This window comes from Microbacterium sp. DWRC1-3 (assembly GCF_049896645.1).
Classification (GTDB): Bacteria; Actinomycetota; Actinomycetes; order Actinomycetales; family Microbacteriaceae; genus Microbacterium; species Microbacterium maritypicum.
In genome coordinates this window covers 580,448-604,475 of the sequence record NZ_JAFCUS010000001.1, presented here as the reverse complement: position 1 = coordinate 604,475, position 24,028 = coordinate 580,448, and the positions used below count along the sequence as shown (strand labels likewise).

Sequence of the window (24,028 nt, the reverse complement as noted above, 5' to 3'; positions counted from 1 at the left end):
CTAGCGATCGGGTCTCTGCGCGGGCTGGGTGGATGTGCCCGACGAGAACGGAGACCACCCGTCCCGTCTCGCGGTGTCGTTCATGGACACGGCGAGTGCGGGACCGATGGTCTCCGTCTTCAGGGGTGCTTCGGGATCAGTCCTCGGCGTCGCGCGCCTGTGCGGCCAGAGCGCGCTCCACGTCCGCCAGGTTCTCGAGCACGAGACGGCGCAGCGCGGGCGCCGCGTCCTGGTGGGCGGCGAGCCAGCCACGGGTCGCATCGCGCAGCGCGACGTCGGCCAGAGCCGTGGGGAAGAGTCCGACGATCAGGTACTGCGCGATCTGGTAGGTGCGCGATTCCCAGACCGGGAGCAGCATGTCGAAGTAGGCCGGTACGAACTCGCCCAGCACTGCGGCGCCGGCCGGGTGCGTGAACCCGAGCGCTGCGGAGCGGACGATCGTGTTGGGGGCGTCGTCGCGTTCGATGAGCGACGCCCACGCGGCCTTCTTCGATGCCGAATCCGGGAGCGAGGCACGGGCCTGAGCGGCGAACTCTCCGCCCTTGGCCGTGTTGTCGGCCGCGAGGGCGGCATCGATCGTCGCGGCATCGGTCGCGCCGATCGATGCCAGCCCGACGAGGAGCTGCCAGTTCAGGTCGGCGTCGACCTCGAGCCCGGGCAGCGTGTCCTCACCGGAGCGCAGACGCCCGACGATGCCGGCGTGCTCCGGGGTGACCAGGGCGTTCGCGAACGCGGTGACGAACTGCAGCTGGCTGTCGCTCCCCGGCTCCGCGGCCTCTGCGAGGCTCCACAGGCCGTCGGCGACCTTGAGTCGTGCCGCCTCGCGATCCGCGGGGACGACGTAGAGAGTCGCCGCGGTGCGCAGCTGGCTCAGCGTGGTGCGCACGGTCGTCGACTCGGTCTCGCGGCCGATGTTGCCCAGCACGAGGTCGATGTACTCCGAAGCGCCGGTCTCGGCGTCGCGGGTCTGGTCCCACGCGGCACCCCACACGAGCGAGCGGGCGAGCGGGTCGTGGATGTCGGCGAGGTGGGCGATCGCCGTGGCGAGCGACTTCTCGTCGAGGCGGATCTTCGCGTAGGCGAGGTCGTTGTCGTTGAGCAGCACGAGGTCGGGGCGGGCGAGGCCCTGCAGCTCGGGCACCTCGGTGCGGTCGCCGTCGACGTCGACCTCGAGGTAGTGGGTGCGGGTGAGCGAGCCGTCCGTGAGCGTGTAGAAGCCGATGCCGAGGCGGTGCGGACGGATCGTCGGGTAGTCCGCCGGGGCGGTCTGCGTGATCGCGAAGCGCGAGATGGTGCCGTCGTGGCTCTCGGCGATGACGGGCTCGAGCGTGTTGACGCCCGCGGTCTCGAGCCACTTCTTCGACCACGTGCTGAGGTCGCGGCCACTGGTGGCTTCGAGCTCGGAGAGCAGGTCGCTCAGCTCGGTGTTGCCCCAGGAGTGCTTCTGGAAGTACTGCGAGACTCCGGCGAAGAACGCCTCGATGCCTACCCACGCGGCCAGCTGCTTGAGGACCGAGCCGCCCTTGGCGTAGGTGATGCCGTCGAAGTTGACCTGCACGTCTTCGAGGTCGTTGATCTCGGCGACGATCGGGTGGGTGGAGGGGAGCTGGTCCTGGCGGTAGGCCCAGGTCTTCTCCATGGCGTTGAAGGTCGTCCAGGCTTCTGTCCACTCGGTGGCCTCGGCGGTGGCGATGGTCGACGCCCACTCGGCGAACGACTCGTTGAGCCAGAGGTCGTTCCACCACTTCATGGTGACGAGGTCACCGAACCACATGTGCGCCAACTCGTGCAGGATCGTGACGACGCGACGCTCCTTGACCGCGTCGGTGACCTTGCTGCGGAACACGTAGGTCTCGGTGAAGGTGACGGCACCGGCGTTCTCCATCGCGCCGGCGTTGAACTCCGGCACGAAGAGCTGGTCGTACTTGGCGAAGGGGTACGGGACACCGAACTTCGACTCGAAGTAGGCGAAGCCCTCGCGGGTCTTGTCGAAGATGTAATCGGCATCGAGGTGCTGCCACAGGCTCTTGCGGCCGTACACGCCCAGGGGGATGACACGTCCGGAGGCGCTGGTGAGCTCCGAGAAGGTCGACTCGTACGGGCCGGCGACGAGCGCCGTGATGTACGAGGAGATACGCGGGGTCGGCTCGAAGCCCCACGTGGCGGTGACGTCGTCGTCATGGACGATGGGCTCGGGGGTGGGGGAGTTGGAGACGACCTTCCATGCGGCAGGGGCCGTCACCGTGAACTGGAACGTCGCCTTGAGGTCGGGCTGCTCGAAGACGGCGAAGACACGACGCGAGTCGGGCACCTCGAACTGGGAGTAGAGATAGACCTCCCCGTCCACGGGGTCGACGAAGCGGTGGAGCCCTTCTCCGGTGTTCGTGTACTCGCAGTCGGCGTCCACGACGAGGACGTTCTCGGCCTGCAGACCGGTGAGCGCGATGCGCGAGTCGGCGAAGACCTCGTTCGGGTCGAGCTGCTCGCCGTTGAGCGAGATCTCGCGCACGTCGCGGGCGATCAGGTCGATGAAGGTGAAGCCCTCCGGCGTCGCGGTGAAGCGCACCACGCTGCGGGAGCCGAACACCTCGGGGCCCTTCGTCAGATCGAGGGCGACCTCATACGACTGCGTGTCGATGACGTCGCGGCGCTCCTGCGCTTCGATACGGGTGAGGTTCTCTCCAGGCACAGCTGTACTCCCAGGGGTGAGGGGATGTCACCGGGGCTGGGCGCAGTTGGCGCCGACGGCAACCATGACAGCCTACGCCTTCGCGACGGATGCCTCCTCGCATCGGCCACGGGAGCGCGACGTCGGGAAACGACGCGTGCGCGCACGCCCGGACCCCTCCGAGGTGGGAAGATGGATGCGTGACTGCGATCGAGCCGAATGTCGTCCCCTTTGCCTCGCCTGCTACCGCCGGTGGTGCCCCTTACGTGAACACGCCTGCCGCCTACGACGCGATCCTGCTCGCCGGGTTCGGCGGGCCGGAGGGCCAGGAGGATGTGATCCCGTTCCTCAGGAACGTGACGCGCGGTCGGGGAATCCCCGACGAACGGCTCGAGGAGGTCGCGCACCACTATCGCCACTTCGGCGGGGTGAGCCCGATCAACGGCCAGAACCGCGTCCTCAAGGAGGCGCTGGAGAAGGCCCTCATCGAGCGCGGGATCACGCTCCCCGTCTACTGGGGCAACCGCAACTGGGCCCCGTACCTCGAAGAGGTCGTGACCGAGGCCTCGGCCAACGGTCACAACACCCTCCTCGCCTTCGCCACCAGCGCCTACAGCTCGTTCTCCAGCTGCCGCCAGTATCGCGAGGACTTCGCCCGCGTCCTGGAGGAGACCGGTCTGGGTGAGACGGTGACGATCGACAAGATTCGTCCGTTCTACGATCACCCCGGCTTCGTCGAGGCTTTCGAGACCGGCGTGCGTGAGGCTGTCGAGGGCTTCCTCGCCGAGGGCATCGCGGCAGCGGACATCCAGATCCTGTTCTCGACCCACAGCATCCCGACCGCCGACGCCGAGCGTTCCGGAGCCCGGGACATCGAATGGGGAGAGGGTGGCGCATACGCCGCGCAGCACCTCGCCGTCGCCGCGTGGGTCATGGACCGCGTTCGCCAGACCGTTCCGGCGGCCGCCGATGTGTCGTGGGAACTCGTGTACCAGTCCCGCTCCGGCCCCGCATCGCAGCCCTGGCTCGAGCCGGACGTGTGCGATGTGATCGGCGAGCTGCCCGATCGTGGCCGCAAGGCCGTCGCCGTCGTCCCGGTCGGATTCATGAGCGACCACATGGAGGTGCTGTGGGACCTCGACACCGAGGCGGCGGAGGCTGCGGAGGAAGCGGGCCTCTCCTTCACACGCACTCCGACTCCTGGAGTGTCGCCGGCATTCGTCTCCGGCATCGTCGACCTGATCGAGGAGCGCCTCCAGGGACGCCCCAACGAAGAGCGTGCGCACGTGACCTCTCTCCCCGGGGGCTTCGATGTCTGCCGGCCCGGCTGCTGCGAGAACATCCGCGCGGGCTTCAAGCCGGCCGCTGCCGGTGTCGCCCCGTGACCTCTCGCTGACCCGCGCACGCTTCTAGGATGGGAATCATGCGCATCCACATCGCCACCGACCACGCGGGACTCGACTTCTCCACCCAGCTGCAGGGACATCTGCGCGCTGCCGGACACGATGTCGTCGATCACGGGCCGATCGAGTACGACGCTGTCGACGACTACCCCGCCTTCTGCATCCGAGCGGCGCAGGCGGTCATCGCCGACCAGCGTGCCGGCGTGGACGCACTGGGTGTCGTCTTCGGCGGCTCGGGCAACGGTGAGCAGATCGCCGCGAACAAGGTCGAGGGCGTGCGTGCGGCACTCGTCTGGAATCTGTCGACGGCGGAACTCGCGCGAGAGCACAACGACGCCAACGTGATCTCCATCGGCGCCCGTCAGCACACGTACGACGAGGTGACGTCGTTCATCGACCGCTTCATCGAGACGCCGTTCTCCGGTGAAGAGCGCCACGTGCGCCGCATCGGCCAGATCGCGGACTTCGAACGAGACGGCTCTCTGCTCCCGGACCCGCGGGCCTGAGATGCCCGAGGGTCATTCCGTCCATCGGATCGCTCGACAGTTCGACCGCAACTTCGTCGGAAAGACCCTGAGCGCATCCAGTCCGCAGGGACGATTCGCCGAGGGCGCCTCCGTTCTCGACGGTCGCGAGGCGGTCAGCGTGCAGGCCGTCGGCAAGCAGATGTTCCTCGAGACGGAGGGCGACCTGTGGCTCCGGGTGCATCTCGGTCTGTACGGGGCGTGGGATTTCGCGGGTGAGATCATCGTCGACCCGACCATCGCCTCGGCCAACGGACGGATGGGCCAGACGAATCAGCGGGGGACCGTGCTCGACCAGCCGATCCTCGACGAAGCCGGCGAGAACTCGCTCGCGTCGATCGGGGCCCCGCGGCGCACCCGAGTGCACGTGCGGATGTCGGAGCAGACGAAGGGGCTGGCCGACGACGGGATGCAGTGGCCCCCGCCCGTCGTCGGGCAGGTCCGTCTGCGGCTGATGACCGATATCACCGCGGCCGATCTTCGAGGGCCCACCGCCTGTGTGCTGCAGACTCCCGAGGAGATGCTCGCCACGGTGGCCAAGCTGGGACCGGATCCCCTGGTCGGCGACCCGGTCGAGAACGAGGAGCGATTCGTTCGCGCCGTCAAGAAGAAGTCGACGGTCATCGCGCTGCTGCTGATGGACCAGTCGGTCGTGAGCGGGATCGGCAACGTGTATCGGGCAGAGATGCTCTTCCGCCAGCGGTTGAACCCGCACACTCCGGGTAGGGACGTGCCGGAAGACGTCGTGCGCGCGCTCTGGGCAGACTGGGTGCGCCTTCTCGCGATCGGTGTAGAGACCGGCCAGATGATGACGATGGACGGCCTCACGGGCGACGACTACCGGGCGGCCATGGCCAATCGGGACGACCGGCACTGGGTGTATCACCGTGCGGGACTGCCCTGTCGGATCTGCGGAACGGAGATCGCCCTCGAGGAGATCGGTGCACGCAAGCTCTACTGGTGCCCTCGTTGTCAGGCGTGAGCCCGCTCGAGCTCCCTGCACCGCTCTAGGCTGATCCCATGCGACAGAACCCCAGCTTCACGCTGGCCGATGAGACCGAGATCCGCCGTGTCATCGAGGCGAATCCCTGGGCGACGATCATGAGCGCAGGCGATGACGGACTCGTCGCCTCCCACTACGCCGTGCTGCTCGACGACGCGTGCGACGACCTCACCGTCGTGGGACACGTCGGGCGCCCGGACGACCTCATCCACGGGATGGGGCACCGAGAGATGCTCGTGGTGTTCCAGGGCCCGCACGGCTACGTCTCGCCCGGCTGGTACGGCGATGTCCCTGCGGTGCCGACCTGGAACTACACCGCGGTGCACCTGGCCGGCGTGCCCGAGATCCTGACCGATGAAGAGAACCTCGTCGTGCTGGATCAGCTCGTGGCACGCTTCGAAGCCCGGATGCCCGAGCCGCGACGGATGTGGGAACGCCCCAACGACCCGGCCTACATCGAGCGCCTCGCCTCGGGAACCGTGGGCTTCCGGTTGCGGCCGACCCGCGTCGTCGCCAAGAGGAAGCTCAGCCAGAACAAACCGCCGGAGACGATCGAGACGGTCATCGCCGCGCTCTCGACCGACGGACCGTATTCGAACCCGGCTCTCGCCGCGGAGATGCGACGCGCGCAGGATGCGCGCCGAGGAGGACGACAGCAGTGACCGAACGTGGAGTGGCGATCGACACGATCACCGGCGTGCGCATCGCCGGTCCTGGGCGCGAGTTCCTCATGGATGAAGAGCCCGTGGATATCTTCATCGCCGACGGGCGCATCGTCGACATCGCTCCGACGGGTGCTCTGCCGGCACGCGGCGCGGTCATCGACGCCGACGGCGCGTGGGCCGTTCCCGGGCTCTGGGACAACCACGTCCACACGGTCCAGTGGGCGCTGACATCGGAGCGGGCGCCGCTCGGCGGGGCGGAATCCGCCGCCGGCGCCGCTGCGGCGATGAGGGGCATCGCCCCGCTGCCGGATGGACGACGCGTCGGGACCGGCTTCCGTGATGCGCTCTGGTCGGATCGGCCCTCCCTCGAGCTCCTGGACGCCGCGACCGGCGATGTTCCGACGTATCTCATCAACGCCGATGTCCACAGCGTCTGGTTGAACAGCACGGCTCTCGCGCGCGAAGGTTTCCGCAGTGAGGACGGCGTGCTGCGCGAGACCGACGCCTTCGAGATCTCGCGGCGCCTCAACGCCGTCGACGCCGCCCACGGCGATCGCGCGATGATGCGTGCAGGCGAACAGGCGGCCGCACGCGGTATCACCGGGCTCGTCGACTTCGACATGGCGTGGAGTGCGGAAGCCTGGCCGCGACGGGTCCAGGCCGGTTTCTCCTCGCATCGCGTCGAGTTCGCGATGTACCCCTTCGACCTCGAACGGGCGATCAGTGCCGGGCTGCGCACCGGAGAGCTCCGCGAAGAGGGCGATGTCCCGGCTCCCGCACGAGGGCTCGTGCATGTCGGACCTCTCAAGGTCATCACGGACGGTTCTCTGGGCACACGAACGGCAGCGTGTTCGCACTCGTATCCGGGCGATCCCGACAACTTCGGGATGCTCACCGTGCCGTCGGACGAGCTCGTCGCACTCCTCACCCGTGCGACCGGTGCGGGGCTGGGCGTGGCCGTGCACGCGATCGGCGACCGGGCGATCACTTCTGCTCTCGACGCGTTCACCACGACGGGCGCCGTCGGCTCGATCGAGCACGTGCAGCTCGTGCGGCACACCGATCTCGCCCGTTTCGCCCGTCTGGGCGTGATCGCCAGCGTCCAGCCGCAGCATGCCGTGGACGACCGTGACCTGGTGGATCGTCACTGGGCCGAGCAGACCGCCATCGGCTACCCGCTCGCCTCGTTGCGTGACGCCGGTGCGCAGTTGCGCTTCGGGTCGGATGCACCGGTCGCCGAGCTCGACCCCTGGCACGCCATCTCAGCCGCGGTGTCGCGCACCGACGACGATCGGGCCGCCTGGCATCCGGAGGAGCGGATCACCGTCGACCAGGCGCTCGAGGCGAGCGTTCGTTCGTCGCTGCGTCCCGGCGAACCCGCCGACATCGTGCTGTGCGCCGCGGATCCTCGAGCGGCGACGGGGGAGGGGCTGCGGTCCATGCCCATCGTCTCCACCCTTCTCGCGGGGTACGTCACACACGTCCTCTGATCGTTCCTGCAACGAAGAAGGGGCGGTGCTCGGAGAACCGAGCACCGCCCCTTCTCAGGTCAGGCGATATCTGAGATCACGCAGCGATGTGCGAGACGAGGAACCAACGGTCCTTCTCGAGACCGCGCTGGATCTCGATCGCGACGTCCTGGCTGGTGAGGTCGACCTCGTCGAGTCCTTCGACAGCCGCCTTGACGTCGACCAGGATGGCGTCGATGTCCGAGATGACGGCGCGGATCAGCTCGTCGGACTGGGCGAAGCCGGCCGCGACCGAGGTGGATCCCGCCTTGTCGGCGACAGCGCTCACTCGTGCGTCGATCGGGAGTCCCAGCGCGACGATCCGCTCAGCGGCCGTGTCGGCGAAGTCGCCGGCGTGGGCGACGATGGTGTCGAGCAGCTCGTGGACGCCGATGAAGTTCGCGCCACGCACGTGCCAGTGGGCCTGCTTGCCGTTGACGGTCAGCGCCTGCAGGCCGAGGACGACAGGGGAGAGGAACTGGGCCGCCCCTGCAGCCACGGTCGGGTCGATGGCGGTAGTGGAAACGGTCTGTGCCTTGCTCATCTTGTGCTCCTCCGGAACGGTTACTCGTATCTGATGGAGACAACGCTACTCAGCCTCAGACATTCCGCAAGCAAGCTGAGGCTCGGCTCACTTCCGCGTGATTCCGCGGAAGTGAGGGTAGTCTCCCCTCATGAGCATCGCGTCCGGAGCCTCTGTCCTCTCCCTGCCGAACACCACACCGTCGATCGACGCGACGGCGTTCGTCGCCGACGGCGCGCGCATCGTCGGCGACGTCTCCCTCGCCGCCGGATGCAGCGTCTGGTACAACGCCGTCCTCCGGGGAGATTCCGCGGGGATCGTCATCGGACCGGGCTCCAACGTGCAGGACAACGTCTCGGTCCACGTGGACTCGGGTCACCCCGTCGTGATCGGCTCGAAGGTGTCGGTGGGCCACAACGCGGTCGTCCACGGCTGCACGATCGGCGACGGCACACTGGTCGGGATGGGATCGGTCATCCTCAGCGGCGCGGTGATCGGTGACGGCTGCCTCATCGCGGGGGGAGCGGTCGTGCTCGGGGGGACGGAGATCCCTCCCGGTTCTCTCGTCGCGGGCGTCCCCGCGAAGGTGCGACGGGCCCTCACCGACGAGGAACGCGCGGGGCTCATCGCCAACGCCGACATCTACCTCGGGCACTCGCAGACGCATTCCGCGGCTACGCGGGTGTGAGCGCCCGGCCGCTAGGCTGAAAGGGTACGGGGCGGTGGCCAAGCTGGTTAAGGCAGTGGGCTCATAACCCAACGATCGCGGGTTCAAGTCCCGCCCGCCCTACTCGAACTCTCGCCGAGCGCCACACCACCGCCCGCACTCCCGTGCCGGCACCATGGCTGAAGCCCCGCCCTGAGGAAGACGATGACAGAACACAGCACGGCTCACCCACCGGGGCTCTTCGGCCACATCGGCGGTGTCGAGGTCGCACTCCTGTCCATCACGCAGGCCGGAACATTGGGCGCCCCTGTCGACTATGTCACCGCGCGCCGAGCGGATGTGCCCGCTGGGACCCCTGAAGTGTCGGTCGACCGTGCGGACTCTGCCGATCTGATCCGGGTGCCTGTCTCTGTGGTGGATCAGCTCGCTCGCTGGTGGTGGACAGTGCGGCTCGATGGCGGCGAGTACCAGGCGAGTCAGATGCGCGATGGACAGGTGCTCATCGGGACCTCCGACAGTCGTTTCGTCTGGGGCGACGGGTGGGACGGGAACGTCCGTGACGGCTGGCAGCGCTGGGTCGATGCGGAAGGGCTCGACGCGACGGCGACGCGCCACCCGCTCCAAGCCGTGGCGTGGAAGGCGATGAATGCCGCTGAGCTGTGCGACACCATGGAATTTTGGGCGAGCGCGTCCTGGCCGCTGACGCGGGACGAGGCGCAGAAGTTGGCCGTCGATCGCTTCGGGTGGACGATCGAGGTCGAAGACGGCACCTCTTATCTGATGAACACCGTGTCGGGGTTCACGGTCACCGATGTGATGATGATCGACCACAAGAACGTGATGATGGATCTGAGTCTCGACGTGTCCGACATGATCCGCGATGTGACGCCGGAATCCACGGCCTTCCTCGGCGACGCCTTCACGCTGATGGTCCGCGAAGGTGAGAGCCGCTGGGGCACGCCGACGATGACGGACTTCGAGGACACCGTGGCGGCGCACTGGGATGTCGCCGGCGGAGCTCGGATCGAGTTCACCTTCCTGCCCAAGGGGCTCACGGCGATGTACGAGACGCCTCAGGGCGCCGAGCTCTCACGCAAGAGCGGCAACCGTTGATGGCCGACGGCAGTGAGTTCGAGAGCCGCTTGCGCCGTGCGCTCCGTGAGGTCTGCGATCGGGTCTTCCTCGTCGCTGTGCGCTGATCCACTGCCCTGCCGGAAGAGGTGCGGTCAGGCGCCTGCCACGCGGGGTGGGCGCCGCGAGGCGGCCGCGGCGAGAGCCTTCGCGTCGAAGTAGTCTGCCCCGCCGACACGGAAAGGCTGTTCGTCCAACCACACCGCGTCGCCGTCGACCCGGAGTACACCGACGTACATGATCCGGTCAGCGTCAGATGACCAGATCGAGAGGAGCAGGTCGTCTCCGAGGCTGTCCTGCGCAGCAGCGAAACCCTCGGTGATCTCGGCAGCGTCGGTGCGCCCGTTCCGGATCGCCTCAAGAAGCGGGCGTATCGGGAACGAGCCGTCGACGCCGTAGATCACCGGATTCGTCAGCACACCACCTCCCTTGACCCGCCATCGGCGAGAGCCGACGAAGATCATCACGATGCTGACGACCACCAGCACCGGGGGGAGCGCGAACGCGCCGGCGATCGCCAGGCCGCCCTTCACCCGGCCCCCGAGGAGCTCAACGGTCGCCTCCGCATTGAGGTAGATCACCACTGACAAGACGACCATGACCACGGCGACGACGGTCCAGACCGCCCTCTTGCGCGGTGACGACTCCGACGCGAACAGATCAGGGCGCGTGGCGAACCAGGAATACAGATTGCGGTGTGTGGACCTCAACGGGGCGAAACTCATCTGACCATCCCTTCTCCACTATTCTCGCGTGTCCGACAGGTGGCAGGTCTCGCGATCGTCGTCACGGCATCTGCACGACGGCAGGTCGACCGGTGGTAGGAGCTTGCCGGAAACCACCGGAACGCGCGGTTCGTCGGCTGTCAAGCCCCTCCCGCCCGGCTGGACACCGCGCCATTGTTCGAAGGTGCGGCACCGCGCCGCAGAACGGGAGGCACCATGAGCATCGGCAGCGGAATCGCGCTCTTCGTGATCGGGGCGATCCTCGTCTTCGCGATCAATGTCGACGTCGCCTGGGTCGACCTCGACATGGTCGGCTACATCCTGATGGGCGCAGGAGTGGTCATATTCCTGCTCGGCATCGTCCTGCTGGCGCGTCGTCGTCGGACGGAGACGGTCTCGCGCACCGTCGTCGACCCCGCGACGGGAGCACCGACGACTCGTCGCTCCGTGAGCTCCACCGGCGACGACGCGGTGTGAACCGGTCGGCTGGCGGCGTCGACCCCGGAGGGTGTCGGGCGCCGTCAGTCGGCGTGGACGCTCTCGAGGTGTTCCTCGACGAGGGTGATGCCACCGCTGGAGCTCGCGGAGTGCGCGAGTTCCTCGATCCATCTTCGGCTCAGGTCCGGCGTCTCCGCGTCCTGGAACACGAACCGCAGCGGGATCGAGGGGTGCAGCCACAACGTCGAGCGACCGGGCGCATCGCCTTCAGGGTGTCGCCACGAGAGCGTGAAGCTCTCATTGCGGCGGAGCTTGGTGGCGATGACGACCTTCAGGTGCGCAAGCGCGCGATCGTCGATCTGGATCGGGGTCTTCGCGTCGCCGTAGTAGAGGCTGCCCATCAGCAGGGGGACGATTCGACGATGTGCGGGGCACAGACCATGGTTCTCCTCGACGGCGTGCTCGGAGGACCGAGAAGGCGGTCCGGGATATTCGAACTCTAGCCAACAATGTCCCGCGGCGACCGGCGCAGGGTCCGACGCGCCGTCCGATGCGAACAGAGTCTTCGTTCCCTGTCACGCAGACGGCAGTGAAGGCGCAGCCCCATAGGCCTCGCGGTAGGCCACGGTGAACCGGGAAGAGTTGCTGAAGCCCCATCGCCGAGCGATCTCACCCACGGAGCGGCCGTCTCCGTCGCGGAGATCCCGATGGGCACCGTCAAGGCGCGCCTGTCGCAGGGCATCAGCAGGCGTGATGTCGAGAGCGCGCCGGAATGCGTACTGCAGACCCCGTGTAGAGATGTAGGACGCGGCCGCGACATCGTCGATCGTGATGGCGAGATGGGCGTTCGCATCGATGTAGGCGAGTGCTCGACGCACGGACGCAGGCGCGCCGGCGCGCTGTGCCGGACGCTGCAGCGAGTGCGTGAACGTCGTCGGGAACGCCGAGAGGGTCACCGTCAAGGCATGACGCTCGAGCTCGGCGATCAGCAGCGGTTCCGTGTCTCCCGCCGCCAAGGACTGGTCGAGGTACGCGAACATGCGCTCCCAGCGCTGGGCGTCGGCTGCGGAGTGCGGCACGAGCCCGGTGGTGCGCAGCTCTCGGCGATCGTCGCCGGTGATCTGCCGCGCTCGATTCTCTGCCGCCTGATGATCGAACACGACGGCTCGAACGCGAGCGGAGCGGTCCCATCTCGCCTCGACCTCGGTGCCATCCGACATCCACACGGATTGCGCATCCAGCGACTCCCGCCCGGACCAGACGCGCGCGTCAGGAGCCTCCACACGGCACACCAGGAGCTGCTCCAGCGGCTCGGCTCGCGAATGCACCTGCGCGGCGAGGCGATAGTCGATCAGGGACGCGGTCTCGAGCTCCTCGGATCGCCAGTCGAATCGGAACCTCCGCGGGTCCGCCTTCTGCAGCGACGAGGAGGGGACGAATTGCTGCCACGTGGACTCCACCCGCTCCAGATCGCCGGATGTGAACTGCATGGGTTACTCCTTGTGCTTCGCGCCCAGATCCGACTCGAAAGCGCACCACCCGGAGCGTATCCCACCGCACCTGAGCCCCGGCGGTAGAGCACTGATGCGCTCGAGGAATCGGTCAATCTGAGAGAGGGGAATCCGTGTGAGGGGAAGGGGATCGAACGGGCCAGCTACCGTCGAGCGCGTCATCGGGGTCGAGCCGGCCGATGCTCACGAAGTACTCGGTGAGGCTCGCCGCCTGCGATCGGGCCCACCCGATCTGATGCGTGTGGAGTTGCGCGGGAGATTCGGGGAGACTGAACTGACGCGCGAGCGCCTGCGCGACACGTCCGGCGGCGATGGCGTCGGCAGACGCTTCATGGGCGCTCTCCAGCGGCACGGCATAGTGCGCCGCCACCACTTCGAGCGTGCGCCGGCCACGACGGTAGCGGTCGAAGGCCTTGTCGATCACGAGCGGATCGATCACGGGGGCCGGGTCTGTCAGGGGCTCGACTCCGTGACGGATCGCTTCACAGGCGAGCAGGGAGAAGTCGTACGACGCGTTGTAGGCGACGACCGGCACCCCCTGATCGAACAACGATCGCAACGCGGCGGTGACTTCGGCGACGACCTCGTGCGCCGGCCTTCCCTGCGATCGTGCGTGCATGGTGGTGATGCCGTGCACAGCGGTCGCTCCTTCGGGAATCGGGACTCCGGGGTCTGCGAGCCATGAGCGAGCCGCGACCTGGCGTCCCCCCGCATCGAGCACGCCGACATAGGCGGTGACCACGCGATCCGACTCGACGTCGACGCCCGTCGTCTCCAGGTCGAACACACCGACGCGCGTGAGCCACGCGGGGAGCGGAGATCCGGAGGGCATGCCCTCACGCTACGGCCGGCCGCGGACATTCAGGAGAAGGCGCACGGCGGCTCGTAGACTCGGACCATGACCGTGCCATCTCCCTACGCGGACCGTCTTCGTCGCCTTCCCGTGCAGCGCCACGAGGTCGAGGTGCGCGGTGCCACCACGGCATATTGGGTGTACGGCCCTGAAGACGCCGAGACCACGGTCATCGCGGTGCACGGCTTCCGTGGCGAGCACCACGGCCTCGAACCGGTTCTCGCCTACCTCCCCGAAGTTCGCGTGGTCGCCCCCGACCTTCCCGGATTCGGCGAGTCGGCGCCTCTTCCCGGCCGCCGACACGATCTCGACGAGTACGCCGGATGGCTCACCGACTTCGCCGCGGAGGTCGCACCGGGCGCCGTGATCCTCGGTCACTCGTTCGGCTCGATCGTCACGGCGGCGGCTGTCGCGCGGGGACTGCAGACCCCTCGTCTGATCCTGCTGAACCCCATCGGGGCGCCGGCGTTGGAAGGGCCGAAGGGACTCATGACCCGTCTCGCGGTGCTGTACTACGCGCTCGGCGCCCGGCTCCCCGAGGCCTTCGGAACCGCGCTGCTGCGCAACCGGGTCATCGTCCGCGTCATGAGCATCACGATGGCCAAGACGAAGGACCCCGAACTCCGTCGGTTCATCCACGACCAGCACGACACCTACTTCTCGCGGTTCTCCGACCGCGACGTGCTCCGCGACGCCTTCGTCGCGAGCGTCTCCCACGACGTCCGCGAGTTCGCACCCGAGATCGAGGTCCCGACGTTGCTGGTCGCGGCCGAGCGCGATGACATCACGCCGATCGAGGCGGAGCGGAAGCTGGCGAAGATCTTCCCCGACGCCTCACTGGTCGAGATCGCGCACGTGGGGCATCTGATCCACTACGAGACCCCGGCCGAAGCGGCGGGGGCCATCCGGCGCTTCCTCAGGATTCCCGTCGCGCGAGGCCGATGAGTCCGGCGACCCGGAACGGGATCACCTCGCCCATCGCGAGTGAGGTCTCGGTGCGTTCCACGCCTTCGATCGACAGGATCCGCGCGTCGGTGTCGAAGAGGTGGCGCGCATCCCGGCAGGCCACGCGTGCGAGCAGATCGATCGATCCGCTGAGGCCATGCGCCTGCACGACCTCCGGAATCCGGGCGAGTTCGTTGATGATGCGGGGGAGCTCGGTCTGTCGCACGCCAATGCTGACGAATGCCTGCAACGGGAATCCGAGCACATCGGTCGAGAACGACCGCTCGTACGACAGGAAGATCCCGCTCTGCTCCAAGCGCGCCATTCGCGCCTGAATCGTGTTGCGCGAGAGCCCCAAGTTCTCCGCCAGCGCGACGATGGTGGTCCTGGGGTCGTCGGCGAGGGCGGCGAGAAGCTCGAGATCGATGCGGTCCAGTCCTGGCATAGTGCCAAACCCTAGCAGCACCTCATCCCCTCAAATTGAGCAACATGCTCAAGCCGTTTCACAATGCTTGAGCGAGGTGTTGACCAGACGTACTCTCAGACCATGCCCGTGATGACGCTGGCATCAGTGCGCGGAGCCTCACGAGGGCCGCCGAGGACGAGGAGGACGACGATGTCACCGCAGATCACCCCCATCGCAGACACCGCCCAGGATCTGGAGCTCTCGGAGCGCATCCTCAACCCGGATGGAAGTCGCATCGCGAACCCTCGGCTGGACCCCTTCGTCGCGGACGTCGATGCCGAGCAGCTGCGCTCCCTGCTGCGTGACATGGTCATCCTCCGGCGGATCGACGCAGAAGGCGTCGCCCTCCAGCGTCAGGGACAGCTCGGTCTCTGGGCTCCCTGCCAGGGCCAGGAGGCGACGCAGATCGGCACGGCGAGGGCCATCGCTGCGCAGGACTTCGTGTTCCCCAGCTACCGCGAGACCGGAGTCATCTACGCGCGCGGCGCCCAGCCCGGCGACTATGTGCGCATGTGGCGCGGAGAGGAAGGCGCCGCGTACGACCCCGCCGCCCTCGGGGTCGCTCCTTTGCAGATCATCATCGGCGCGCAGACCCTGCACGCCGTCGGCTACGCCCTGGGCATCCAGCACGACGGCGCCGACGAGGTCGCCGTGACCTACTTCGGAGACGGCGCGACGAGTCAGGGCGACGTCAACGAGGCGATGATCTTCGCCGCGTCCTACCAGGCGCCCGTCGTCTTCGTCTGTCAGAACAACCACTGGGCGATCTCCGAGCCTGTCGCCGTGCAGTCGCAGTATCCGATCGCCGGACGTGCACCCGGCTTCGGCATCCCCAGTGTCCGCGTCGACGGCAACGACATCCTCGCCTGCATGGCGGCGATGCGCTGGGCGCTCGAGCACGCACGGTCCGGCAAGGGCCCCGCCTACATCGAAGCGGTCACTTATCGGATGGGTCCGCACACGACGGCGGACGATCCGACGCGGTACCGCGACGAGGCCGAACTCGACTCCTGGCGCCGGCGCGACCCGATCGCGCGACTGGAAGCGCACCTGCGCGCCACCGGAGCACTCACGGATGAGCACCAGGCGGAGACCCAGGCGGCAGCCGACGTCGTGGCGAAGGAGATGCGCGCCGCATGCCTCGGCATGGTGACGCGCCCGCCCCTCGCGGTCTTCGACGGCGTCTACGCCGAGCCGCACACCGGACTCGAGCGTCAGCGCGGCGAGTACGCCGCGTATCTCGCATCGTTCGAGAGCGAGGCATCGGCATGACCGAACTCACTCTCGGAAAAGCACTCGGCGCGGGCCTGCGTCAAGCGATGCGCGACGACGACAAGGTCGTGCTCCTCGGTGAGGACATCGGAAAGCTCGGCGGTGTGTTTCGCATCACCGACGGGCTCCTCGACGAGTTCGGCGCGGCGCGGGTGATCGACACACCGCTGGCGGAGTCCGGGATCGTCGGAACTGCTGTCGGTCTGGCGTTCCGCGGCTACCGCCCGGTGGTGGAGATCCAGTTCGACGGCTTCGTGTACCCCGCGTTCGACCAGATCGTCGCCCAGGTCGCGAAGCTGCACTACCGCACGCAGGGCCGCGTGAAGATGCCCATCACCATCCGGATCCCGTGGGCGGGAGGCATCGGCGCAGCCGAGCACCACTCCGAATCTCCGGAGGCCTACTTCGTGCACACGGCAGGACTGCGCGTGATCGCGGTGTCGAACCCGGAGGACGCGTACCGCAGTCTCCGCCAGGCGATCGCCTCGGACGATCCGGTGATCTTCTTCGAGCCGAAGCGTCTGTACCACCACAAAGGCGAGGTCGACCTCGAGGCGCCGCTCGCGGATGCGCCGCCGATGGGACTCGCGCGCGTCGTGCGCACCGGAACGGATGCGACACTGATCACCTACGGGGCGATGGTCTCCACGGCGCTGCAGGCGGCGGAGGCCGCCGACGACGAGGGGATCTCCCTCGAGGTCATCGACCTGCGTTCGCTCTCACCCGTCGACTACGACTCGGTCGCCGCGTCCGTGCGCAAGACCGGTCGGGTGGTCGTGGCGCACGAGGCCTCCCGCGAGGCGGGAGTCGCCGCCGAAGTGATCGCGAGCATCACCGAGCGCTGCTTCGAGTACCTCGAGTCCGCGCCGCTGCGGGTCACCGGCCATGACATCCCATACCCGCCCGCGAAGCTCGAGAAGTACCATCTGCCTGACCTCGATCGGCTTCTGGACGCCGTGGATCGCGTACTGGACCGACCGAACAGTCTGACGGGAGCAGAGGCATGATCGCGGAGTTCCGTCTTCCGGATCTCGGAGAAGGCCTGACCGAGGCCGAGGTGGTGACCTGGCTCGTCGCGCCCGGTGACACTGTCGCCCTCAACCAGACGCTCGCCGAGGTCGAGACGGCCAAGGCGGTCGTGGAGCTGCCCTCTCCCTACGAAGGCACGGTGTCGACGCTGCACGCCGAGGCCGGCCAGACCATCGCCGTCGGTGCCCCTCTCATCGCTTTCGACGTGGTGGGAGAGGAGCCCGATGCATCGGCATCGGCATCCGACCCCGCCGAGAAGGCCCAGCCGAACCTCGTCGGCTACGGCGCCGCCCCCACGAGTGCAGGTCGTCCCGCACGGCGCGCCCGCCGGATCGCTGGCACGCCGGTCCCGGTGGACACGGCTGTCCTCGAGGCGGCGCCGCACGATGCCACCCCGTCGGCGGCCGTCGACGTGGTGATCGAGCGCCCGCGCTCAACTCCGCCGGTGCGTGCGCACGCCAAGCGCCTCGGCATCGACCTGGTGCTGGTCGCGGCAGAGGTGGGGGACCGGGTCATCACCCGGAGCGACGTGGATGCCTATGCGGAGCGAGTGGGCCGCGCTGGTGCGACGGTGGACGAGACGTCGGGCATCCCCGCGACGGCGCCCTCGACTCCGGCGGTGCTCGGAGACGCGGAGCGTGAGACGCGCATCCCGATCCGCGGCGTGCGCAAGCACACGGCGGCCGCGATGGTGCAGAGCGCATTCACCGCCCCGCATGTCACCGTCTTCCACACGGTCGATGTGACCGCCACGATGGATCTATTGTCGAGTCTTCGCGACGATCGCGCGCTCAGCGCACACCGGATCGGCCCGCTCACAGTGGTCGCGAAGGCGGTGTGCCTGGCTCTGGGCCGGACCCCGGGACTCAACTCTCGGTGGGACGAGGCTGCGGGCGAGATCGTCCAGCACAACTACGTGGATCTGGGGATCGCCGCGGCGACGGATCGCGGACTGATCGTCCCGATGATCCGGGATGCGGAGCGGCTGACGCTGCTCGGCATGGCGGACGCGGTGCGGTCGCTCGCCGAGGTCGCGCGTTCGGGGAAGACCTCGCCCGCCGAACTCGCCGGCGGCACGTTCTCGATCTCCAACATCGGCGTCTTCGGCGTCGACGCCGGAACTCCCATCCTCCCGCCGGGCCAGTCGGGGATCCTCGCCGTCGGCGCGGTGCGTCGCCAGCCCTGGGAGCACCACGGCGAGATCGCGCTGCGGCAGATGATGACGCTCAGCCTCTCCTTCGACCACCGCCTCGTCGACGGAGCCGAAGGAGCACGATTCCTCAAGGACGTCGCCGACATCCTCGAAGAGCCCGGACGGGCGATGCTCTTCAGGTAGTCGCGCGCAACGCCGCATCCGCCATCGCGATCAGCACGGTCGCGGTGGCGGAGTGCCGCCTGGCGGCAGTGCGCGTGCTGTGCGGCGTCGAGTTGATGAGCCCGAAGCAGGCCTGCACGCGCAGACGCAGCTCGTCCTGATCGGCGCCGCCCTCGGGCGCCTGCAGCGGCGACAGCGCGGCCATCCACAACTCGATGTACGCACGCTGGAGGCGTCGGACCTCGGCGCGATCGGCCTCGGAGAGGAACGCGACATCCCTGTCCTGCACCTGGATGACCTCGGCGTTGCCCAGGGCGAACTCGACGTGGAAGCCGATCAGCGCGCGCATCCGCTGATCGGCAGTCGGCGACTCCGCGGCGACGCGACGACCGCCCGAGATCAGGTCCTGACTGACCTTGACGAGCACGGCGCCCAGCAGAGCCTGTTTTCCTGCGAAGTGGCGGTACACGGCCGGCCCGGAGACGCCGACCGCTGCGCCGATGTCTTCGAGACTCACCCCGCTGTATCCGCGCGCGGCGAAGAGGCGCGCGGCGGCGTGCAGGATCGCATCGGAGCGTTCGGCCTTGGCGCGGTCTCGGGCTGTGACCGGGCTTGTCATCTCAGTTAATCCTCGCTAACCTGAATCAACGGGTTAGTGAACACTAACCGAAAGTGCATGCACCGCGCCAGGGTCCGCCCGCGCGGACGTGGGTCGAGGAGGACATCACGATGCCCGCAACCCAGGAATCACTGGCGAACGAGCTGCGAGCGCGCCTCGCGACCGCGGCGCACGGCGGACCTGAAGCTTCCCGCGAACGGCACATCGCCCGCGGGAAGATGCTCCCTCGCGACCGCGTCGCCCGTGTGCTCGATGAGGGCAGTCCGTTCCTCGAGGTCGCCCCGCTCGCCGCCGACGGACTGTATGGGGGAGAGGCGCCGGGAGCCGGCGTGATCGCCGGTATCGGCCTCGTCCACGGTCGACACGTGATGGTGGTCTGCAACGACGCGACGGTGAAGGGGGGCACGTACTACCCGCTCACGGTCAAGAAGCACCTGCGCGCACAGGAGATCGCCCTCGAGAATCGGCTGCCCTGCCTCTACCTGGTCGACTCGGGAGGAGCGTTCCTCCCGAAGCAGGACGAGGTCTTCCCCGACCGTGAGCACTTCGGCCGGATCTTCTTCAACCAGGCGCGCATGTCGGCAGAGGGAATCCCTCAGCTCGCCGCGGTGCTCGGGTCGTGCACCGCGGGTGGCGCCTATGTTCCCGCCATGAGCGACGAGACCGTCATCGTCCGCGGTCAGGGGACGATCTTCCTCGGCGGACCCCCTCTCGTGAAGGCCGCGATCGGGGAGATCGTGACCGCCGAAGAGCTGGGCGGGGGAGAGCTGCACGCACGGCGCAGCGGTGTAGTCGACCATCTCGCCGAAGACGATGAGCACGCGCTCGAGATCCTCCGCGACATCGTCGCGACGCTTCCTCCTCCCGCGGCGCCCGCCTGGGAGGTGCTGAACAGCCGCCCACCGTCCGAGTCGACGAGCCTGTACGACGCCGTCCCCGTCGACGTGAACGCCGCATACGACGTGCACGAGGTCGTCGCCCGTCTGGTCGACGGCGACACCTTCCTCGAGTTCAAGCCCGAGTACGGCACGACCCTGGTCACCGGATTCGCCCGCCTGCACGGGCACCCCGTCGGCATCGTCGCGAACAACGGCGTGCTGTTCAGCGAATCGGCGCTCAAGGGAGCGCATTTCATCGAACTCTGCGACCAGCGGGGTATTCCGCTGCTGTTCCTGCAGAACATCACGGGGTTCATGGTCGGCTCCGATGCCGAGGCCGGCGGCATCGCGAAGGACGGTGCGAAGATGGTCACCGCCGTGGCCAGCACCCGGGTGCCGAAGCTCACCGTGATCATCGGTGGATCGTTCGGGGCCGGAAACTACTCGATGTGCGGTCGGGCCTATTCGCCCCGGTTCCTGTGGACCTGGCCCGCGAGCCGCATCTCCGTGATGGGTGGCGCGCAGGCAGCGTCCGTGCTCGCGACCGTGAAGGAGGATCAACTCTCCGCCCGGGGCGACTCCTGGACGAGCGAGGACCGCGCGGAGTTCGAGGCTCCGATCCGTGAGCAGTACGAGCACCAGGGTGAGCCCTATTACGCCACGGCACGACTCTGGGACGACGGCATCGTCGATCCCGAACAGACCCGTGACCTCCTGGGCCTGGCCCTCGATGTCGTTTCCCGCAGTCCGCTGCCCGAACCGCGCTTCGGCGTCTTCCGGATGTGAGTGCCATGTCCCTGTCTGCACCGTCTCCTTCGAACACCGGCACCTTCCACACGGTTCTCGTCGCCAATCGCGGGGAGATCGCCCGCCGCGTGATCCGCACCCTCCGGGCGCTCGGCATCCGCAGCGTCGCCGTCTACAGCGACGCCGACGCCTCGGCCCCCCACGTGCGTGAAGCGGACGAGGCCGTGCGGATCGGCCCCGCGCCCGCGGCCGAGTCGTATCTCGACATCGATGCCGTGATCGCGGCTGCCCGCAGCACCGGTGCGCAGGCCATCCACCCCGGGTACGGGTTCCTGTCCGAGAGCGTCGGGCTGGCCGAGGCCTGTGCCGAGAGCGGCATCGTCTTCATCGGTCCCTCCATCGACGCCCTGCAGATCATGGGCGACAAGGCCCGCGCTCGCGAGCACGTGCAGCGCTACGGCGTTCCGGTCGTCCCCGGCTTCGATGCGAAAGGCCTGTCCGACCTCGAGATCGCCGAGGAGGCGGACGGCGTGGGCTACCCGCTGCTCGTCAAGCCCAGCGCCGGCGGGGGCGGTAAGGGCATGGAGGTCGTTGCGGACGCCGCGGGCTTGCGGGGAGCTCTCGCCTCCGCGCGCCGAGTGGCATCGGCAGCGTTCGGCGACGACGCGCTCATCCTCGAACGCCTCATCCGACGCCCGAGGCATATCGAGGTGCAGGTCTTCGGAGACGCGCACGGCACGGTCATCGCACTCGGCGAGCGCGAGTGCACCCTGCAGAGACGGCATCAGAAGGTCATCGAGGAGGCGCCGTCGGCGGGCATCCCCGCCCCCACCCGTGAGCGACTGCTCTCGGCAGCCGTCCTCGCCGCAGAGAGCGTCGAGTACGTCGGCGCGGGCACCGTCGAGTTCCTCATCGATGCCGATGCGCCAGACGAGGTGTTCTTCATCGAGATGAACACCCGCCTCCAGGTGGAGCATCCCGTGACCGAAGAGGTCACCGGCCTCGATCTAGTCGCTCTCCAGCTCCGCGCGGCCGCGGGGCTGGCGCTGGAGGTCACTCCGCGTCTGCGCGGCCACGCGGTCGAGGCACGTGTGTACGCGGAGTCGCCGGAACGCGGGTTCCTTCCCTCCACCGGGGCGGTGCTGCTGTTCGATCCGCCGTCGGGCGTTCGCGTGGATGCGGCGATCGAGACCGGGAGCGAGGTGACCGGGTTCTACGACCCGATGATCGCGAAGGTGATCGCTTTCGCCGACGACCGCGCCACCGCGCTCGCGCGACTGGACGAGGCGCTCGCCCGCACGGTCGTTCTGGGCGTCGAGACCAACATCGCCTTCCTCCGCACGCTCTGCCAGGACCCGCGCGTCATCGAGGGCGACCTCGACACCGGGCTCATCGAGACCCTGCTTCCGCTCGGCACGCTGAGGCCGTCGCCGGCACAGCTCGCGGCGGCGAAGGACGCGGTCGCGGGAACCGCCGCGCCGATGCGGACCACCGCCCTGTGGCGGGACCTTCCCGGCTGGCGCCTGGGGGCCGGGGATGCGGCACCGCCTCTGTTCGTCGCCCTCACGGATGACGACGAAGAGGTCGCGCTCGACGAAGGATCGGCTACGAGATCGCGAAGCGCTGTCCACGCCGCAGTGGACGCGGACGGCGCTGTGTGGGTGGCCGAGGACGGTCGCACGGTTCGCCTCCGCCCCCTCGACAGGAAGCAGCGGATGAAGCGACGGCTGTCCGCGCGCGAAGCGGGATCCGCGGCGACGGAGCCGGAGGGTCGCGCCCCCATGCCCGGAAGCGTCGTGGCTGTGCACGTCGCGGACGGGGATTCGGTCTCCGCGGGCGACGCGCTTGTCTCGATCGAGGCGATGAAGATGGAGCATCCCGTGCTCGCGCCCCACGACGGTGTGGTGCATCTGCTGGTCGCCGTGGGTGACCAGGTGCGGCGTGACCAACCGGTCGCCCGCGTGACGACGGAGGAGAGTTGAACATGGAAGACCTGTCCGCAGAGGAGCGCGAGCTCGCCGCCATGGTGCGGGAGTTCGCCGACACGGTCGTTGCACCGCAGGCCTACGAGGCCGACCGCACGCACACCCTGTCCATGGACGTCGTGGCGCAGATGGGCGATCTCGGCCTGTTCGGTCTGCCGTTCCCGGAGGAGTACGGAGGACAGGGCGGTGACTACATGGCTCTCGGCATCGCGATCGAGGCGCTGGGTCGTGTGGACCAGTCCATCGCGATCACGCTCGAAGCGGGGGTGAGTCTCGGCGCGATGCCGATCTATCGCTTCGGTACCGAGGAGCAGCGCCGGGAGCTGCTCCCTGATCTGCTCGCGGGGCGGGCGCTGGCCGGTTTCGGGCTCACCGAACCGGAGGCGGGAAGCGATGCGGGGGCGACCAGGACCACGGCGCGCCTCGACGGCGACGAATGGGTGATCGACGGCTCCAAGCAGTTCATCACCAACTCGGGAACACCGATCACGCGCTTCGTCACGGTCACCGCGGTGACGGGGAACGAGAACGGGCGCAAGGAGATCTCGACGATCATCGTCCCCAACGGCACGCCGGGGTTCACCGTCGAGGCACCGTACGACAAGGTCGGCTGGAACGCCTCGGACACCCATCCGCTGACGTTCGACGGCGCTCGCGTGCCTGCCGGCAACCTCCTGGGCGAGCGAGGGAGCGGCTTCCGCAGCTTCCTCAGCATCCTCGACGAAGGACGCATCGCGATCGCTGCTCTCTCGACGGGCGCGGCGGAGGGCTGCCTGGAGGCGGCGGTCGAGTATGCGAAGAGCCGCACGATCTTCGGTGCCGCGCTCAGCACCCGCCAGAACGCCCAGTTCACCCTGGCCCGCATGCGTGCTCGGGTGCACACCGCCCGTCTCGCCTGGCACCACGCTGCGCGACTCCGCGATGCGGGGAAGCCGTTCGCCGAGGCCGCGGCCATCGCGAAGCTGGTCGGCGGGGAGGCCGCGATGGACAACGCCAGGGACGCGACGCAGATCTTCGGCGGGAACGGCTTCATGAACGAGTTCCCGGTGGGGCGTCACTACCGCGATTCGAAGATCCTCGAGATCGGCGAGGGCACCACCGAAGTGCAACTGCTCGTCATCGCTCGTGGACTCGGACTCGCCGGGTAGCGTGG

General features: G+C 68.2%; 23 protein-coding genes and 1 tRNA gene. 16 read left to right on the top strand and 8 right to left on the bottom strand.

Going from position 1 to position 24,028, the window contains the following annotated elements; genetic code table 11:
* Positions 1–136: 136 nt before the first annotated feature.
* Positions 137–2,689, bottom strand: coding sequence for an aminopeptidase N (pepN, locus tag ACP699_RS02905; protein ID WP_055872562.1), 2,553 nt, complete (start codon positions 2,687–2,689; stop codon positions 137–139).
* A gap of 179 nt (positions 2,690–2,868) precedes the next feature.
* Between pepN and ACP699_RS02900 the strand changes: the two genes are divergently transcribed.
* From ACP699_RS02900 to ACP699_RS02880, 5 genes are read left to right on the top strand one after another with little or no spacing between them, the layout of a single operon-like run.
* Positions 2,869–4,053, top strand: coding sequence for a ferrochelatase (locus ACP699_RS02900; protein ID WP_302792348.1), 1,185 nt, complete (start codon positions 2,869–2,871; stop codon positions 4,051–4,053).
* Positions 4,054–4,091: 38 nt separating this feature from the next.
* Positions 4,092–4,577: a ribose-5-phosphate isomerase gene (locus tag ACP699_RS02895; RefSeq protein ID WP_426169038.1), complete on the top strand. Its 486-nt coding sequence runs from the start codon at positions 4,092–4,094 to the stop codon at positions 4,575–4,577.
* 1 nt (position 4,578) lies between these two features.
* The gene (locus ACP699_RS02890; RefSeq protein WP_055872560.1) at positions 4,579–5,577 is read left to right on the top strand and encodes an Fpg/Nei family DNA glycosylase; all 999 of its coding nucleotides are present in this window, start codon (positions 4,579–4,581) and stop codon (positions 5,575–5,577) included.
* Positions 5,578–5,615: 38 nt separating this feature from the next.
* The gene (locus tag ACP699_RS02885) at positions 5,616–6,260 is read left to right on the top strand and encodes an FMN-binding negative transcriptional regulator (RefSeq protein ID WP_055868364.1); all 645 of its coding nucleotides are present in this window, start codon (positions 5,616–5,618) and stop codon (positions 6,258–6,260) included.
* Positions 6,257–7,753, top strand: coding sequence for an amidohydrolase (locus ACP699_RS02880; protein ID WP_302792341.1), 1,497 nt, complete (start codon positions 6,257–6,259; stop codon positions 7,751–7,753). Before ACP699_RS02885 ends, ACP699_RS02880 begins: the two co-directional genes overlap by 4 nt.
* Positions 7,754–7,829: 76 nt before the next feature.
* On the opposite strand, the gene ACP699_RS02875 is transcribed toward ACP699_RS02880, so the two are convergent.
* On the bottom strand, positions 7,830–8,315 hold the full coding sequence (locus ACP699_RS02875) for a Dps family protein (RefSeq protein ID WP_017830662.1): 486 nt from the start codon (positions 8,313–8,315) through the stop codon (positions 7,830–7,832).
* A gap of 130 nt (positions 8,316–8,445) precedes the next feature.
* Between ACP699_RS02875 and ACP699_RS02870 the strand changes: the two genes are divergently transcribed.
* From ACP699_RS02870 to ACP699_RS02860, 3 genes are all read left to right on the top strand, one after another.
* Positions 8,446–8,982, top strand: coding sequence for a gamma carbonic anhydrase family protein (locus tag ACP699_RS02870; protein ID WP_055868357.1), 537 nt, complete (start codon positions 8,446–8,448; stop codon positions 8,980–8,982).
* A gap of 28 nt (positions 8,983–9,010) precedes the next feature.
* Positions 9,011–9,084: transfer RNA gene (locus ACP699_RS02865), tRNA-Ile, on the top strand.
* An 81-nt stretch (positions 9,085–9,165) separates the two neighbouring features.
* Positions 9,166–10,074, top strand: a complete 909-nt coding sequence (locus ACP699_RS02860) for a DUF6301 family protein (protein WP_426169031.1) — start codon at positions 9,166–9,168, stop codon at positions 10,072–10,074.
* Between the two features lie 113 nt (positions 10,075–10,187).
* Here the strand turns inward: ACP699_RS02860 and ACP699_RS02855 are convergent, their stop codons facing one another.
* Positions 10,188–10,817 (bottom strand): hypothetical protein, encoded by a 630-nt coding sequence (locus ACP699_RS02855; protein WP_426169028.1) that lies wholly within the window; start codon positions 10,815–10,817, stop codon positions 10,188–10,190.
* Between the two features lie 216 nt (positions 10,818–11,033).
* On the opposite strand from ACP699_RS02855, the gene ACP699_RS02850 reads away from it, so the two are divergent.
* The gene (locus tag ACP699_RS02850) at positions 11,034–11,294 is read left to right on the top strand and encodes a DUF6458 family protein (RefSeq protein WP_141386039.1); all 261 of its coding nucleotides are present in this window, start codon (positions 11,034–11,036) and stop codon (positions 11,292–11,294) included.
* Positions 11,295–11,338: 44 nt separating this feature from the next.
* Here the strand turns inward: ACP699_RS02850 and ACP699_RS02845 are convergent, their stop codons facing one another.
* The 3 genes from ACP699_RS02845 to ACP699_RS02835 all read right to left on the bottom strand — a co-directional run bounded on the left by ACP699_RS02845 (position 11,339) and on the right by ACP699_RS02835 (position 13,598).
* Positions 11,339–11,656, bottom strand: a complete 318-nt coding sequence (locus ACP699_RS02845; protein WP_055868346.1) for a hypothetical protein — start codon at positions 11,654–11,656, stop codon at positions 11,339–11,341.
* 174 nt (positions 11,657–11,830) lie between these two features.
* Positions 11,831–12,745: a helix-turn-helix transcriptional regulator gene (locus ACP699_RS02840; protein WP_426169023.1), complete on the bottom strand. Its 915-nt coding sequence runs from the start codon at positions 12,743–12,745 to the stop codon at positions 11,831–11,833.
* A 112-nt stretch (positions 12,746–12,857) separates the two neighbouring features.
* The gene (locus ACP699_RS02835; RefSeq protein WP_151486343.1) at positions 12,858–13,598 is read right to left on the bottom strand and encodes a 3'-5' exonuclease; all 741 of its coding nucleotides are present in this window, start codon (positions 13,596–13,598) and stop codon (positions 12,858–12,860) included.
* Positions 13,599–13,664: 66 nt separating this feature from the next.
* Between ACP699_RS02835 and ACP699_RS02830 the strand changes: the two genes are divergently transcribed.
* Positions 13,665–14,564, top strand: coding sequence for an alpha/beta fold hydrolase (locus tag ACP699_RS02830; RefSeq protein ID WP_219869087.1), 900 nt, complete (start codon positions 13,665–13,667; stop codon positions 14,562–14,564).
* Here ACP699_RS02830 and ACP699_RS02825 read toward each other — a convergent pair.
* Positions 14,536–15,009 carry an Lrp/AsnC family transcriptional regulator gene (locus tag ACP699_RS02825; RefSeq protein WP_017830653.1) on the bottom strand — a complete coding sequence of 158 codons (474 nt, stop codon included), beginning with the start codon at positions 15,007–15,009 and terminating at the stop codon, positions 14,536–14,538. The two genes, ACP699_RS02830 and ACP699_RS02825, sit on opposite strands and share 29 nt — an antisense overlap.
* A gap of 171 nt (positions 15,010–15,180) precedes the next feature.
* Here ACP699_RS02825 and pdhA point away from each other — a divergent pair, with 171 nt between their 5' ends.
* The 3 genes from pdhA to ACP699_RS02810 are packed head-to-tail and all read left to right on the top strand — an operon-like array spanning position 15,181 to position 18,667.
* Entirely contained in the window at positions 15,181–16,302 is a 1,122-nt protein-coding gene (pdhA, locus tag ACP699_RS02820; RefSeq protein ID WP_426169017.1) for a pyruvate dehydrogenase (acetyl-transferring) E1 component subunit alpha, read from the top strand.
* On the top strand, positions 16,299–17,309 hold the full coding sequence (locus ACP699_RS02815) for an alpha-ketoacid dehydrogenase subunit beta (RefSeq protein WP_017830651.1): 1,011 nt from the start codon (positions 16,299–16,301) through the stop codon (positions 17,307–17,309). Before pdhA ends, ACP699_RS02815 begins: the two co-directional genes overlap by 4 nt.
* Positions 17,306–18,667: a dihydrolipoamide acetyltransferase family protein gene (locus ACP699_RS02810; RefSeq protein WP_426169013.1), complete on the top strand. Its 1,362-nt coding sequence runs from the start codon at positions 17,306–17,308 to the stop codon at positions 18,665–18,667. The genes ACP699_RS02815 and ACP699_RS02810 overlap by 4 nt, the downstream gene beginning before the upstream one ends.
* Here ACP699_RS02810 and ACP699_RS02805 read toward each other — a convergent pair.
* The gene (locus ACP699_RS02805; protein ID WP_055868317.1) at positions 18,660–19,265 is read right to left on the bottom strand and encodes a TetR/AcrR family transcriptional regulator; all 606 of its coding nucleotides are present in this window, start codon (positions 19,263–19,265) and stop codon (positions 18,660–18,662) included. The genes ACP699_RS02810 and ACP699_RS02805 overlap by 8 nt on opposite strands.
* Positions 19,266–19,375: 110 nt before the next feature.
* Here ACP699_RS02805 and ACP699_RS02800 point away from each other — a divergent pair, with 110 nt between their 5' ends.
* The 3 genes from ACP699_RS02800 to ACP699_RS02790 are packed head-to-tail and all read left to right on the top strand — an operon-like array spanning position 19,376 to position 24,023.
* Positions 19,376–20,929, top strand: a complete 1,554-nt coding sequence (locus tag ACP699_RS02800) for a carboxyl transferase domain-containing protein (RefSeq protein WP_426169008.1) — start codon at positions 19,376–19,378, stop codon at positions 20,927–20,929.
* Positions 20,930–20,934: 5 nt separating this feature from the next.
* Positions 20,935–22,872: a biotin carboxylase N-terminal domain-containing protein gene (locus ACP699_RS02795; RefSeq protein WP_426169005.1), complete on the top strand. Its 1,938-nt coding sequence runs from the start codon at positions 20,935–20,937 to the stop codon at positions 22,870–22,872.
* Between the two features lie 2 nt (positions 22,873–22,874).
* Positions 22,875–24,023, top strand: coding sequence for an acyl-CoA dehydrogenase family protein (locus ACP699_RS02790; protein WP_017830646.1), 1,149 nt, complete (start codon positions 22,875–22,877; stop codon positions 24,021–24,023).
* Positions 24,024–24,028 lie beyond the last annotated feature (5 nt).

Excerpts from the sequence above, each read along its gene's own strand:
- ACP699_RS02895 (WP_426169038.1), top strand. The coding sequence starts at position 4,092 with ATGCGCATCCACATCGCCACCGACCACGCGGGACTCGACTTCTCCACC.
- ACP699_RS02890 (WP_055872560.1), top strand. The coding sequence starts at position 4,579 with ATGCCCGAGGGTCATTCCGTCCATCGGATCGCTCGACAGTTCGACCGC.
- ACP699_RS02885 (WP_055868364.1), top strand. The coding sequence starts at position 5,616 with ATGCGACAGAACCCCAGCTTCACGCTGGCCGATGAGACCGAGATCCGC.
- ACP699_RS02875 (WP_017830662.1), bottom strand. The coding sequence starts at position 8,315 with ATGAGCAAGGCACAGACCGTTTCCACTACCGCCATCGACCCGACCGTG.
- ACP699_RS02870 (WP_055868357.1), top strand. The coding sequence starts at position 8,446 with ATGAGCATCGCGTCCGGAGCCTCTGTCCTCTCCCTGCCGAACACCACA.
- ACP699_RS02860 (WP_426169031.1), top strand. The coding sequence starts at position 9,166 with ATGACAGAACACAGCACGGCTCACCCACCGGGGCTCTTCGGCCACATC.
- ACP699_RS02855 (WP_426169028.1), bottom strand. The coding sequence starts at position 10,817 with ATGAGTTTCGCCCCGTTGAGGTCCACACACCGCAATCTGTATTCCTGG.
- ACP699_RS02850 (WP_141386039.1), top strand. The coding sequence starts at position 11,034 with ATGAGCATCGGCAGCGGAATCGCGCTCTTCGTGATCGGGGCGATCCTC.
- ACP699_RS02845 (WP_055868346.1), bottom strand. The coding sequence starts at position 11,656 with ATGGGCAGCCTCTACTACGGCGACGCGAAGACCCCGATCCAGATCGAC.
- ACP699_RS02840 (WP_426169023.1), bottom strand. The coding sequence starts at position 12,745 with ATGCAGTTCACATCCGGCGATCTGGAGCGGGTGGAGTCCACGTGGCAG.
- ACP699_RS02835 (WP_151486343.1), bottom strand. The coding sequence starts at position 13,598 with ATGCCCTCCGGATCTCCGCTCCCCGCGTGGCTCACGCGCGTCGGTGTG.
- ACP699_RS02830 (WP_219869087.1), top strand. The coding sequence starts at position 13,665 with ATGACCGTGCCATCTCCCTACGCGGACCGTCTTCGTCGCCTTCCCGTG.
- ACP699_RS02825 (WP_017830653.1), bottom strand. The coding sequence starts at position 15,009 with ATGCCAGGACTGGACCGCATCGATCTCGAGCTTCTCGCCGCCCTCGCC.
- pdhA (WP_426169017.1), top strand. The coding sequence starts at position 15,181 with ATGTCACCGCAGATCACCCCCATCGCAGACACCGCCCAGGATCTGGAG.
- ACP699_RS02815 (WP_017830651.1), top strand. The coding sequence starts at position 16,299 with ATGACCGAACTCACTCTCGGAAAAGCACTCGGCGCGGGCCTGCGTCAA.
- ACP699_RS02810 (WP_426169013.1), top strand. The coding sequence starts at position 17,306 with ATGATCGCGGAGTTCCGTCTTCCGGATCTCGGAGAAGGCCTGACCGAG.
- ACP699_RS02805 (WP_055868317.1), bottom strand. The coding sequence starts at position 19,265 with ATGACAAGCCCGGTCACAGCCCGAGACCGCGCCAAGGCCGAACGCTCC.
- ACP699_RS02800 (WP_426169008.1), top strand. The coding sequence starts at position 19,376 with ATGCCCGCAACCCAGGAATCACTGGCGAACGAGCTGCGAGCGCGCCTC.
- ACP699_RS02795 (WP_426169005.1), top strand. The coding sequence starts at position 20,935 with ATGTCCCTGTCTGCACCGTCTCCTTCGAACACCGGCACCTTCCACACG.
- ACP699_RS02790 (WP_017830646.1), top strand. The coding sequence starts at position 22,875 with ATGGAAGACCTGTCCGCAGAGGAGCGCGAGCTCGCCGCCATGGTGCGG.